We start from the raw sequence: 12713 nt of genomic DNA on the forward strand, positions 1-12713 counted from the left end.
TCAGGAGCCTCCATGCCGCATGCCCAGCGCCGCCCGCAACGCCGGCCGGGCTGCGCAGCGCAGCCGGAACTCCGAACCAGCTCGGCCGCGTGGCTCGAAGGCGTGCTCTCGATGTTTGCGGCCGAGGGCCTGGACGTGGTCTCGCTGCTGCGCGAGGCCGGCTTCGACCCCGATTCGCTGCACCGGCAGAACGCGCGCATCCCGGTCGACGAAGTCTCCGTGCTGTGGCAACTGGCCGTGGCGCGTGCCGGCAAGCCGACGCTGGGCCTGCACCGCGACCTGGCCGCCACGCACAGCAAGCTCGGCACGGTCGGCCACGCCATGTCGTGCAGCGCCGATTTGAACGAGGCGCTCAACCGGCTCACGCGCTACATGGCCGTGATTTCGGATGCAACCGCCTTCTCGATGCAGCCCGAGGCACGTGGCTCATGGATGGTGATGGAGCACACCGGCGGCAGCCTGCCGATTCCGCGCCAGCGCGTCGAGTACGCACTGCTCACCGTTTTCATGCAGTGCCAGTGGCTCACCCGGCGCGAGCTGCAGCCGCTGGCACTGGAGTTCGTCTACCCGCCGCCTGCAGACGACCGCCTGCACCGCGAAGCCTTCGGCTGCCCGATCCGCTACAACGCGCCCGCCAACCGCCTGCTGCTGTCAACGGCCGACTTGTCCATGCCGCTGCCCACCTACCACCCCACCCTGGGCGAGATGCAGGAGCACCTGCTCGATGAGCAATTGAACCTGCTGGGCCAGACCACCACCAGCACCCTGGTATGCGCCGAGATCGCGCGACGCCTGCCGCATGGCGAGCCGCGCCGGCAGGACGTGGCCGCGGGCCTTGGGCTGGCTGAGCGCACGCTGCAGCGGCGGCTGCAGGAAGAGTCGGTGTCTTTCCAGTCGCTGCTCGACCGCACCCGCCGCGAGCTGGCGCAGCAGTACCTGGCCGAAGACCGCCACACGCTCACCGACGTGGCGGACATGCTCGGCTTTGTCGACAGCAGCAACTTCTTTCGCGCCTGCAAACGCTGGTTCGGGTTGCCGCCTGCCCAGTACCGGGCGCGCATCTGGGACACGCCGGCGCTTGCCCACTGAACAGGGTTGGGAGGATGCGGCTTCTCCGATGGCCCGCGCCGCAAGGGGTCTCATGCTCTGCCGGACAATCCGGGCATGAGCTTGCTTGCTGAAGACACGGCCGCCGCCGACCTGGGGGTGCGCTGGAAACCCGGGTTCCGGGTACTGGGCCCCGCCTTTCTTACCGAACTGCGGCCGACGCCGCTGCCCGATCCCTATTGGGTAGGCCACAGCGACGCGGTGGCTGGCTTGCTGGGTTTGTCTGCCGATTGGCGGCAATCGGACAGCACGCTGGCGGCCCTGACCGGCAGCGTGCCCGTCGCCGGCACCCAGCCCTTCGCCACGGTGTACAGCGGCCACCAGTTCGGCGTGTGGGCCGGGCAACTTGGCGACGGCCGCGCGATCATGCTTGGCGAAACCGAGGGCGGCCTCGAGGTGCAGCTCAAGGGCGCGGGCCGCACGCCCTACTCGCGCGGCGGCGATGGCCGCGCCGTGCTGCGCTCCAGCATCCGCGAATTCCTTTGCAGCGAGGCCATGCACGGCCTTGGCATTCCGACCACGCGGGCCTTGTGCATCACGGGCTCCGACGCGCGCGTTTACCGCGAGGAACCGGAAACCGCGGCCGTCGTGACCCGCGTGGCGCCCAGCTTCATCCGCTTCGGCCATTTCGAGCACTTTGCCGCCAACCAGCGCGATGCTGAACTGCGCGCGCTGGCCGACTACGTCATCGACCGCTACTACCCGGCCTGCCGCACGACCGACCGCTTCGGCGGCAACGCCTACGCGGCTTTCCTGGAAGCCGTGAGCGAGCGCACCGCCGCGTTGCTGGCGCAATGGCAGGCCGTGGGCTTTTGCCATGGCGTGATGAACACCGACAACATGAGCATCCTGGGGCTCACCATCGACTACGGCCCGTTCCAGTTTCTGGACGGCTTCGATCCGCGCCACATCTGCAACCACAGCGACACCAGCGGGCGCTACGCCTTCAACCAGCAGCCCAACGTGGCCTACTGGAACCTGTTTTGCCTGGCGCAGGCGCTGCTGCCGCTGATCGTCGACCAGGAAGTTGCCGTGGCCGCGCTGGAGTCTTACAAGGCGGTGTTTCCGCGCGAATTCGAAGGCCGCATGCGCGCCAAGCTCGGGCTCACCGATTCGGCCGAGGGCGACCGTGCCCTCATCGAGGGCGTGCTGAAGCTGCTGGCGGCCGAAAAGGTCGACTACACGATCTTCTGGCGGCGCCTTTCGCAGCACATGGCGGACGGCAATGCCGAACCCGTGCGCGACCTCTTCCTGGACCGCGCCGGCTTCGATGCGTGGCTGCTATCTTTTTCAGAGCGGCATGCACAGGCCCGCTCGCCGGGCCAACGCTCGGAGGCTGCCGATTTGATGTTCAAATCCAACCCCAGATTCGTGCTGCGGAACCACCTGGGCCAGCAAGCCATCGAAGCTGCTGCGCAGAAGGACTTCTCGGGCGTGGCAACCTTGCTGAACCTGCTCGAAACCCCATTTGAAGAACATCCCGGTGCCGACGCTTACGCCGGCTTCCCGCCCGACTGGGCCTCCACGATCGAAATCAGCTGCTCATCATGACCGCACCCATCCAGAAAACCGATGCCGAATGGAAAGCCCTGCTCGCTGAAAAAGGCGCCGAGCCCGCGGCCTTCGAAGTGACGCGCCACGCGGCCACCGAGCGCCCCTTCACCGGCAAGTACGAGGCGCACTGGGAAGACGGCACCTATCACTGCATCTGCTGCGGCGCCAAGCTGTTCGAGGCGTCGACCAAGTTCGACGCGGGTTGCGGCTGGCCCAGTTTCTCGGAAGAGGCTGTGCCGGGCGCCATCAAGAACATCGTCGACCGTTCGCACGGCATGGTGCGCACTGAAAACGTCTGCGCGAACTGCGGCGCCCACCTGGGCCACGTGTTCCCCGACGGCCCTACCGAAACCGGCTTGCGCTACTGCATGAACTCGGCTTCGCTCGATTTCCAGAAGAAATAACCAAACAAACCACCTCAGGCTCCCGCTCAGCGCATGAAACTGCTCCTCGACTTCTTTCCGATCCTGCTGTTCTTCGGCGCCTACAAGCTGGGCGACATCTATACCGCCACGGCCGTACTGATGGGCGCCACCGTGGTGCAGATGGGCATCATCTATGCCACCGAGCGCAAGCTGCAGGCCATGCAGAAGGCCACCCTGGTGCTGATCCTGCTGTTCGGCACGCTCACCCTGGTGCTGCATGACGACCGGTTCATCAAGTGGAAGCCCACAGTGCTCTACGGCGCTATGGCCGTGGCGCTGGCGGTGGCGCTCTGGGCGCTGAAGAAGAACTTCCTGAAAATGCTGCTGGGTTCTCAGCTGCAGCTGCCAGACCGCATCTGGAGCCGCCTGAATGTGGCGTGGATTGGCTACTGCCTTTTCATGGCACTCATCAATGCCTACGTGGCGGCCTACTTCACCACCGAGGCTTGGGTCAACTTCAAGCTCTGGGGCTATGTGTTCCCCATCGTCTTCCTGGTGGCGCAGGGCCTGTACATCTCGCCGCACCTCAAGAGCGACGAGCCCACGGCATGAGCACCGCCGCGACCCACCCGCTGCCGACGGCAAATGCCCTGGAGGCGGTGCTGCGCCAGAAGCTGCAGCCCACCGTGCTCGAGGTGATCGACGAGAGCAGCGCCCACGCGGGCCATGCAGGCGCCCACGCAGAGGGCTACGGCACCCATTTCCGGGTTCGCATTGCCTCCCCACTGTTCGAAGGGAAGCCCCGCGTGGCGCGCCATCGCCTTGTGTATGATGCCCTCCAAGTTTTTATCGCGCAGGGTCTGCACGCCATCGCCATCGAGGTGCTCTGAGTCGTTCGATCGATCAACGGGTCGATCAAGTGCCACGCAGCTTTCGCCGCGGCGGCTCCGCCCTCCTCATTTCCCTTTTCGTTCTTTCGTCTTTTCCGCTTTTTCCACGCGCTTTTTTCTACACGCGCATTTCCCATCCAGCCTGATATTCATTCCATGAAAAAACAACTCTTGACGGCCGTTGCGGCCGCAGCGCTGCTCGGTGCGATTCCCCTGGCGGCAATGGCGCAGAACGCAGCCATCGTCAACGGCAAGCCCGTGCCCAAGGCGCGCATGGACGTGCTGGCGCAGCAACTGACGGCAGCCGGCCGCCCGGTCACGCCGGAAATGCAGGGCCAGCTGCGCGAAGAAGTCGTTGCCCGCGAAGTGTTCATGCAGGAAGCGCAGAAGCAAGGTCTCGACGCCACCGACGACTACAAGAACCAGCTTGAGCTCGCCCGCCAGGCGATCCTGATCCGTGCGCTGTTCGAAAACTACCGCAAGACCAACGCGGTGTCCGAAGCCGACGTCAAGGCCGAGTACGACAAGTTCGTGGCGGCCAATGGCGGCAAGGAATTCAAGGCTCGCCACATCCTGGTCGAGACCGAAGACCAGGCCAAGAAGATCATGGCCGACCTGAAGAAGGGCGCCAAGTTCGAAGACATCGCCAAGAAGCAGAGCAAGGACCCGGGCTCGGGCGCCAACGGCGGCGACCTCGACTGGGCCAACCCCTCCAGCTTCGTGCCCGAGTTCTCCGAAGCGATGATCAAGCTCAAGAAGGGGGAAACCACCGCAACGCCCGTCAAGACGCAGTTCGGCTATCACATCATTCGCGTGGACGACATCCGCCAGGCACAACTGCCGAAGATGGAAGAAGTGCAGCCGCAGATCACGCAGCAGTTGCAACAGCAACGCCTGCAGAAGTACCAGGAAGAGCTGCGCGCGAAGGCCAAGATCGAGTAAGGGCCGAGCAGCCTTGGCTGCTCTTGCCTTCCAAAAAAAGCGGCCTTCAGGCCGCTTTTTTGTTTGGGATGCTTTTCCTCAACCGATCCAACGGCGCGCGTTGCGCCAGATCTGCATCCAGGGGCTGAGCTCGCTCCGGTCGCCCGGCGTCCAGCTCATCTGGATGTTGCGGAACACGCGTTCCGGGTGCGGCATCACGGCGGTGAAGCGGCCGTCCGGCGTGGTTACCGACGTGAGACCGCCCGCGCTGCCGTTCGGATTGAACGGGTACTGCTCGGTGGGCTGGCCGTGGTTGTCCACGAAGCGCATCGCCGCAACGGCCTTGGCCGCGTCGCCGCGATGCTTGAAGTTGGCATAGCCCTCGCCGTGCGCCACGGCAATCGGCAAGCGGCTGCCGGCCATGCCCGAGAAGAAGATGCTGGGAGACTCGAGCACCTCGACCATCGACAGGCGCGCTTCGAAGCGTTCGCTCTGGTTGGTGGTGAAGCGCGGCCAGGCTTCGGCGCCCGGGATGATGTCGGCGAGCTCGGCAAACATCTGGCAGCCGTTGCACACGCCCAGGCCGAAGGTGTCTTCGCGGCCGAAGAAAGCCTTGAACTGTTCGGCGAGCTTCGGGTTGAAGGTGATGCTGCGCGCCCAGCCAATGCCGGCGCCCAGGGTGTCGCCGTAGCTGAAGCCGCCGCAGGCGACCACGCCCTTGAAGTTGGCGAGGTCCGACCTGCCCGCCTGCAGGTCGGTCATGTGGACGTCGTAGGCCTCGAAACCCGCTTCGGTGAAGGCGTAGGCCATTTCGACGTGCGAGTTGACGCCTTGCTCGCGCAGGATGGCGACCTTGGGTCTGTTTTGAAGGATGGCCGGGGCGTTGAGGCCGTTGCCCTGACCCCTGCCCTCTTCCAGAGGGAGAGGGAGGAAGATGTGCATGCCGGGGTCCGAAGGCTCACCCGCAGCGGCATGTTCGGCATCGGCGCAGGCCGGGTTGTCGCGCTCGCGGGCGATCCTCCAGCTGACGGAGTCCCACACCTGGTGCAGGTCGTGCAGCGTGGCGCTGAACACCGACTTGGCGTCCCGCCAGACTTCGAGCTTGCCCTTGCCGGCGTCCATGGTCGAGCTGGCCGGACGCGTCTTGCCGACGAAGTGGCTATGGGCGCTGAGGCCGTGGGCGCGCAGCACCTGCATCACGTCGTTGCGCTCGGCCGTGCGCACCTGCAGCAGCATGCCGAGTTCTTCATTGAACAGCGCCTTGAGCGTGAGCTCCTCACGCCGCGCGCTGACTTGCTGCGCCCAGTTCTTGGCGTCGCCGGTCTCCATGCGACTGTCGGAAATGCCGTCGCCTTCGGTGACCAGCATGTCGACGTTGAGCGCCACGCCCACATGGCCGGCAAAGGCCATTTCGCAGGCGGTGGCGAACAGCCCGCCGTCGCTGCGGTCGTGCATCGCCAGGATCTTGCCGTCGGCACGCAGCGCGTTCACTGCATTGACGAGCGCCACGAGCTGGGCCGGGTCGTCGAGATCGGGCACCGTGTCGCCGCTCTGGCCGAGCGTTTGCGCAAGGATGCTGCCGGCCATGCGGTGCTTGCCCTGGCCCAGGTCGACGAGCACGAGCGTGGTGTCGGCCTCTTGCGCATCGAGCTGCGGCGTGAGCGTGCCGCGCACGTCGGCCAGCGTTGCGAAGGCGGTCACGATCAGGCTGACGGGCGACGTGACCTTCTTGGCTTCGCCGTCGCCTTTCCATTGCGTGCGCATCGACAGCGAATCCTTGCCGACGGGAATGGACACACCCAGCGCCGGGCACAGCTCCAGGCCCACGGCCTTGACGGTTTCGTACAGCGCGGCGTCTTCGCCGGGCTCGCCGCAAGCGGCCATCCAGTTGGCCGAGAGCTTCACGCGCGAGAGCTCGATGGGCGCGGCCAGCAGGTTGGTAATGGCCTCAGCCACAGCCATGCGGCCCGAGGCCGGCGCGTCGAGCGCGGCCAGCGGCGTGCGCTCGCCCATGCTCATGGCTTCGCCTGCAAAGCCCTTGTAGTCCGCCAGCGTCACGGCGCAATCGGCCACGGGCACCTGCCACGGGCCGACCATCTGGTCGCGGTGGCTCAGGCCGCCCACGGTGCGGTCGCCGATGGTGATCAGGAAACGCTTGGAGGCCACGGTCGGGTGCGAGAGCACGTCGATGGCAGCCTTCTGCAGATCGACGCCGGTCAGGTCGAGCGGCTTGAAGCTGCGCGCAACGGTCTTCACGTCGCGGTGCATCTTTGGCGGCTTGCCGAGCAGCACGTCCATCGGCATGTCGACAGGCTGAGGCGTGGCCCCCACGCTCGGCACTGGCGTGTCCTCGCTGCCCCCCGAGGGGGCTGCGCTCGCTCGGGGCGGCCCGTCGCTGCGCGCGGCGCCTCCATCGACCACCAGCAACTGCCGTTCTTCGGTCGCGACGCCCACCACCGAGAACGGGCAGCGCTCGCGCTCGCAGAAGGCCTTGAACTGTTCGAGCGATTCCGGCGCGATGGCCAGTACGTAGCGCTCCTGGCTTTCGTTGCACCAGATTTCCTTCGGCGCCATGCCCGACTCTTCGAGCGGCACGGCGCGCAGGTCGAAGCGTGCGCCGCGGCCGGCGTCGTTGGTCAGTTCGGGAAAAGCGTTGCTCAGGCCGCCCGCGCCCACGTCGTGGATCGCCAGGATCGGGTTGGCCGCGCCCTGCTGCCAGCAGTGGTTGATGACCTCCTGCGCGCGGCGTTCGATTTCAGGGTTGCCGCGCTGCACCGAGTCGAAGTCGAGTTCGGCCGCGTTCGCGCCGGTGGCCATCGAACTCGCGGCGCTGCCGCCCATGCCGATGCGCATGCCGGGGCCGCCGAGCTGAATGAGCAGCGAGCCCGCCGGAAACTGGATCTTCTTGGTCTGCGTGGCGTCGATGCTGCCCAAGCCGCCCGCGATCATGATGGGCTTGTGGTAGCCGCGCTGCACCGTGTCGATGTCGCTCGTCACCGCCTGTTCGTACTCGCGGAAGTAGCCCAGCAGGTTGGGCCGGCCGAATTCGTTGTTGAATGCGGCGCCGCCCAGCGGGCCCTCGGTCATGATCTGCAGCGGACTCGCAATGTGCTCGGGCTTGCCGTAGTGGCCCTCTTCCGGCCAGAGCTTCGACACGGTGAAGCCGGTCAGGCCAGCCTTGGGCTTGGAGCCGCGGCCGGTGGCGCCTTCGTCGCGGATCTCGCCGCCGGCACCGGTGGAAGCGCCGGGGAACGGCGAGATGGCGGTCGGATGGTTGTGCGTCTCGACCTTCATCAGCACATGGCTCAGTGCGCTATCTTTTTGATAGCTCTGCGAGCCCGAAGTGGGGATGAAGCGCTCGACCGTCGTGCCCTCCATCACCGAAGCGTTGTCCGCATAGGCAATCACCGTGTGCTGCGGGTTCTGCTTTTCGGTATGGCGAATCATCGAGAACAGGCTTTGGGGCTGCGCCTTGCCGTCGATGGTGAACTGGGCATTGAAGATCTTGTGGCGGCAGTGCTCGCTGTTGGCCTGCGCGAACATCATCAGCTCGACGTCGCTGGGGTTGCGGCCTAGGCGCGTGAAGGCGTCGACCAGGTAGTCGATCTCGTCCTCGGCCAGCGCCAGGCCAAAACCCGTGTTGGCCGCCACCAGCGCGGCACGGCCGCCGCCCTGCACGTCGACCAGCGCCATCGGCTGGGCCGGCAGTTCGTTGAAGAGGCTCGCGGCCTGATCGACGGTGGCAAGCACCGACTCGGTCATGCGGTCATGCAGCGGGCCTGCCACGGCGGCGAGCGTGTCGCCCTCGAGCACGGGCGCCTTGCCGATCAGCGGCGCCTTGAGCTTCAGGTGGTACTGGGTGACGCGCTCGACCCGGCGCAGCGCAAGGCCGCAGTTGTGGGCGATGTCGGTGGCCTTGGAAGCCCAGGGCGACACGGTGCCCAGGCGCGGCGTGACGACCACCGACGTGGCGGCCTTGGCCGGTGCCTCGAAGGGCTCGCCGTAGGTCAGCAGCGCGGCAAAGCGCTCATGCTCATCGGGGTTCAGCGCGGCGTCGGTGACTACCAGGTGCACGAAGCGGGCCGAGATACCCTCGATGCGCGGCTCGATGGCCTGCAGCTTCGGCAGCAGCTGCCGCGCGCGAAAGTCGCTGAGTGCGCTGCCGCCCTCGAACATGGTTACGACAGGAAGGGCTTGGGATGCGGGCTGCGTCACGGTCGATGGGGCCTTGGGGCCGCGTTGGGAATCAAAGAATCGAGGCGGAAGACCGCTGACTGGGGTCATCCGCGTTAACCCGGAATTTTAGCTTGCTGAATGGGATAATTCCGGGATGAGCATTACCTACAAAGACGCAGCGGGCATCGCAGCCATGCGCGTCGCCTGCCGCCTGGCTTCCGAGGTGCTGGACTACCTCACGCCGTTCATCAAGCCGGGCATCACCACGAACGAAATCGACCGGCTCGCCGCCGAATACATGGTCAAGCAGGGCACCACCTCGGCCACGGTGGGCTACATGGGCGCCAGCAGCGTGCCCTTTCCCAAGTCGCTCTGCACCTCGGTCAACCACGTGGTCTGCCACGGCATTCCCAATGACAAGCCCTTGAAGAAGGGCGACATCATGAACGTCGACGTCACGGTGGTGAAGGACGGCTGGTTCGGCGACAACAGCCGCATGTACATCATCGGCGACGCTTCCATTGCGGCCAAGCGCCTGTGCAGCATCACCTTCGAAGCCATGTGGCACGGCATTCTGCAAGTGCGCCCGGGCGCCCACCTGGGCGACATCGGCCACGCGATCCAGAAGTTTGCCGAAGGCCATGGTTTTTCCGTCGTGCGCGAGTTCTGCGGCCACGGCGTGGGCCAGCGCTTCCACGAAGAACCGCAGGTGCTGCACTACGGCCGACCGGGCACGCTCGAAGAACTCAAGCCCGGCATGATCTTCACCATCGAGCCGATGATCAACGCCGGCAAGCGCGACGTGAAGGAAGACTTCAAGGGCGGCCAATACGACGGCTGGACCATCGTCACGCGCGACCATTCGCTCTCGGCGCAATGGGAGCACACGGTGCTGGTCACCGAAACGGGCTACGAGGTGCTCACGCTGTCCGAGGGCAGCCCGCCCCTGCCCTCCTTCGTCACCTCCACGAAAACGTGAGCCGCGCGAGCGGCGCACGGCCCCGGACAAAGCCGTGATCGAACCAGCCAAGATCGACGTGGCAACGCTGCGCGAAGCCTATCGCGCAAAGAAGCTCGCACTCTTCGAAACCCTGCGTTTTGCACGCGCGCCCACGCGCAGCGTGCACACGGTGCTGCGGCAGTTGTCGGCACTGGCCGACCAGACCTTGTGTGCGCTTTGGCGGGAGGCCGATTTCGGCGACTCGCTCACCCTGGCGGCCGTGGGCGGCTTTGGCCGCGGCGAGTTGTTCCCGTATTCCGATGTCGACGTGCTCCTGCTGCTGCCGCCCGAGGGCCACGCCAGCGAAATCGATCCGGCACGCATCGAAGCCTTCATCGGGCATTGCTGGGACGCGGGGCTTGAAATCGGCTCGAGCGTGCGCACCGTCGAAGAGTGCCTGGCCGAGGCCGAGAAAGACGTCACCGTGCAGACCTCGCTGCTCGAGGCACGGCTGATTGCGGGCAACAAGAAGCTCTTTGTCGCCTTTCGCCGCCGCTTTACCCGCGCCATCGATCCGCAAGCCTTCTTCGTGGCCAAGTCGCAGGAAATGCGGCATCGCCACCAGAAGTTCGACAACACGCCGTACGCGCTCGAACCCAACTGCAAGGAATCGCCGGGCGGCTTGCGCGACCTGCAGACCATTCTCTGGATGACCAAGGCCGCCGGCTACGGCAGCCGCTGGGACGACCTGGCAAAGAACGGGCTTGCAACGCCGTTCGAGGCGCAGCAGATCAAGCGCAACGAAGCGTTGCTTTCGCTGATTCGCGCGCGGCTGCACGTGATTGCCAACCGACGCGAAGACCGGCTGGTGTTCGACCTGCAGACGGCCGTGGCCGCGAGCTTCGGCTACGAAAGTGAGTCGCAGCGCAAGTCGAGCGAAGCGCTGATGCGGCGCTACTACTGGGCGGCCAAGGCGGTCACGCAGCTCAACCAGATCCTGCTGCTCAACATTTCGGAGCGGCTGCAGCCCAGCGACGAACAGCACACGCCCATCAACGAGCGCTTCTACGAACGCGCCGGCCTGATCGAGATTGCAAGCGACGACCTGTACGAGCGCGAACCGCGAGCCATTCTCGAGACCTTCCTGCTCTACCAGAAGACCATCGGCGTGAAGGGCCTGTCGGCACGCACGCTGCGCGCGCTCTACAACGCGCGCCATGTCATGGACAGCAAGTTCCGGAACGACCCGGCCAATCATGAGACCTTCATGCGCATCCTGCTGCAGCCGTACGGCATCACGCATGCGTTCAGGCTGATGAACCAGACCTCGGTGCTGGGGCGCTATCTGCGGGTGTTTCGCAGCATCGTGGGGCAGATGCAGCACGATCTGTTCCACGTGTACACGGTGGACCAGCACATCCTGATGGTGCTGCGCAACGTGCGGCGCTTCTTCATTGCCGAGCACGCGCACGAATATCCGTTCTGCTCGCAGCTTGCGGCCGGCTGGGACAAGCCGTGGATTCTTTACGTGGCCGCACTGTTCCACGACATTGCCAAGGGCCGCGGCGGCGACCACTCGACGCTCGGCGCGCGCGACGTGCAACGCTTCTGCAGGCAGCATGGCATTGCGCGCGAAGACGCCAAGCTCATCGAATTCCTGGTGGCCGAACACCTGGTGATGAGCCAGGTGGCGCAAAAGCAGGACCTGAGCGACCCGGAAGTGATCGGCGCCTTTGCCAAGCGCGTGGGCAACGAGCGCTATCTCACGGCCCTGTATCTGCTCACCATTGCCGATATTCGCGGCACGTCGCCGCGCGTGTGGAATGCCTGGAAGGGCAAGCTGCTCGAAGACCTTTACCGCTACACCCTGCGCGCCCTGGGCGGCCGCATGCCCGACCCGGATGCAGAGGTGGAGTCGCGCAAGCGCGAAGCGCTGGTGCAGCTTGCGTTGCATGCGCAGCGCTTCGAAGCGCACAAGGCGCTGTGGGACACGCTCGACGTTGGCTACTTCATGCGCCACGACGCGGCCGAGATCGCTTGGCATGCCAAGCAGCTTTCGCGCTTCGTGCCGCCGCCCAATGTGCCCATCGATCCCAAAGCGCCGCCCATCGTGCGGGCGCGTCTTTCGCCGGTGGGCGAAGGGCTGCAGGTGGTGGTGTACACGCCCGACCAGCCAGATCTGTTCGCGCGCATCTGCGGCTACTTCGACCAATCGTCGTTCAGCATTCTTGACGCGAAAGTACACACGACAAGCAACGGCTACGGCCTCGACACCTTCCAGGTTGTAACTACCTTCCTGCCCGACCACTACCGCGATCTCATCAGCATGGTCGAGTCGGGCCTCGCGCAAACGCTGACCGAAGCTGGTCCCCTGCCCGCGCCCAGCATGGGACGGGTGTCGCGCCGTGTCCGCAGCTTTCCGATCAAGCCGCGCATCAGCCTGCTGCCCGACGACAAGGCGCAGCGCTGGCTGCTCAACATCTCGGCCAGCGACCGCGCGGGGCTGCTGTATTCGGTGGCGCGGGTGCTTGCACGGCACCACCTCAACCTGCAGCTCGCCAAGGTCACGACGCTCGGCGAGCGCGTGGAAGACACGTTCCTTATCAGCGGCCCCGAGCTGCAGGGACAGAAGACGCAGTTGGCCATCGAGACGGAGCTGATGGAAGCGCTGGCCTCCTGAGGCGCCTGCTTTCCGCTTGTTTCGTTCGCAGGCGCATCCTGCGGCATGATGTTGTCGACTTGATTCAACTCGAACGGCAA

Annotated in this window: 9 protein-coding genes; 8 read left to right on the plus strand and 1 reads right to left on the minus strand. The window is 65.5% G+C overall.

The window, feature by feature from the left end; genetic code table 11:
- The first annotated feature begins 12 nt into the window (after positions 1-12).
- From EJI00_RS05060 to EJI00_RS05085, 6 genes are all read left to right on the plus strand, one after another.
- Positions 13-1089 carry an AraC family transcriptional regulator gene (locus EJI00_RS05060; RefSeq protein WP_126746381.1) on the plus strand — a complete coding sequence of 359 codons (1077 nt, stop codon included), beginning with the start codon at positions 13-15 and terminating at the stop codon, positions 1087-1089.
- A gap of 75 nt (positions 1090-1164) precedes the next feature.
- Positions 1165-2658, plus strand: coding sequence for a protein adenylyltransferase SelO (locus EJI00_RS05065; protein WP_126746382.1), 1494 nt, complete (start codon positions 1165-1167; stop codon positions 2656-2658).
- Positions 2655-3065 carry a peptide-methionine (R)-S-oxide reductase MsrB gene (msrB, locus tag EJI00_RS05070; RefSeq protein ID WP_126746383.1) on the plus strand — a complete coding sequence of 137 codons (411 nt, stop codon included), beginning with the start codon at positions 2655-2657 and terminating at the stop codon, positions 3063-3065. The genes EJI00_RS05065 and msrB overlap by 4 nt, the downstream gene beginning before the upstream one ends.
- 33 nt (positions 3066-3098) lie before the next feature.
- Complete coding sequence (locus EJI00_RS05075; RefSeq protein WP_126746384.1) at positions 3099-3638, plus strand: septation protein A; 540 nt, start codon at positions 3099-3101, stop codon at positions 3636-3638.
- Entirely contained in the window at positions 3635-3916 is a 282-nt protein-coding gene (locus tag EJI00_RS05080; RefSeq protein ID WP_126746385.1) for a BolA family protein, read from the plus strand. Before EJI00_RS05075 ends, EJI00_RS05080 begins: the two co-directional genes overlap by 4 nt.
- Before the next feature lie 156 nt (positions 3917-4072).
- The gene (locus EJI00_RS05085) at positions 4073-4858 is read left to right on the plus strand and encodes a peptidylprolyl isomerase (protein ID WP_126746386.1); all 786 of its coding nucleotides are present in this window, start codon (positions 4073-4075) and stop codon (positions 4856-4858) included.
- A gap of 78 nt (positions 4859-4936) precedes the next feature.
- On the opposite strand, the gene purL is transcribed toward EJI00_RS05085, so the two are convergent.
- On the minus strand, positions 4937-9013 hold the full coding sequence (purL, locus tag EJI00_RS05090; RefSeq protein ID WP_126746533.1) for a phosphoribosylformylglycinamidine synthase: 4077 nt from the start codon (positions 9011-9013) through the stop codon (positions 4937-4939).
- Between the two features lie 154 nt (positions 9014-9167).
- On the opposite strand from purL, the gene map reads away from it, so the two are divergent.
- Together map and EJI00_RS05100 are read left to right on the plus strand one after the other, a co-directional pair.
- Positions 9168-9992 carry a type I methionyl aminopeptidase gene (gene map, locus EJI00_RS05095; protein WP_126746387.1) on the plus strand — a complete coding sequence of 275 codons (825 nt, stop codon included), beginning with the start codon at positions 9168-9170 and terminating at the stop codon, positions 9990-9992.
- 34 nt (positions 9993-10026) lie between these two features.
- The gene (locus EJI00_RS05100) at positions 10027-12633 is read left to right on the plus strand and encodes a [protein-PII] uridylyltransferase (protein ID WP_126746388.1); all 2607 of its coding nucleotides are present in this window, start codon (positions 10027-10029) and stop codon (positions 12631-12633) included.
- Positions 12634-12713: the final 80 nt, after the last annotated feature.

Source organism: Variovorax sp. DXTD-1, from assembly GCF_003984625.1.
In the GTDB taxonomy this organism is placed as follows: domain Bacteria; phylum Pseudomonadota; class Gammaproteobacteria; order Burkholderiales; family Burkholderiaceae_C; genus Variovorax.

Coding starts and splice junctions, on each gene's coding strand:
- EJI00_RS05060 (WP_126746381.1), top strand. CDS start 13: ATGCCGCATGCCCAGCGCCGCCCGCAACGCCGGCCGGGCTGCGCAGCG.
- EJI00_RS05065 (WP_126746382.1), top strand. CDS start 1,165: ATGAGCTTGCTTGCTGAAGACACGGCCGCCGCCGACCTGGGGGTGCGC.
- msrB (WP_126746383.1), top strand. CDS start 2,655: ATGACCGCACCCATCCAGAAAACCGATGCCGAATGGAAAGCCCTGCTC.
- EJI00_RS05075 (WP_126746384.1), top strand. CDS start 3,099: ATGAAACTGCTCCTCGACTTCTTTCCGATCCTGCTGTTCTTCGGCGCC.
- EJI00_RS05080 (WP_126746385.1), top strand. CDS start 3,635: ATGAGCACCGCCGCGACCCACCCGCTGCCGACGGCAAATGCCCTGGAG.
- EJI00_RS05085 (WP_126746386.1), top strand. CDS start 4,073: ATGAAAAAACAACTCTTGACGGCCGTTGCGGCCGCAGCGCTGCTCGGT.
- purL (WP_126746533.1), bottom strand. CDS start 9,013: ATGTTCGAGGGCGGCAGCGCACTCAGCGACTTTCGCGCGCGGCAGCTG.
- map (WP_126746387.1), top strand. CDS start 9,168: ATGAGCATTACCTACAAAGACGCAGCGGGCATCGCAGCCATGCGCGTC.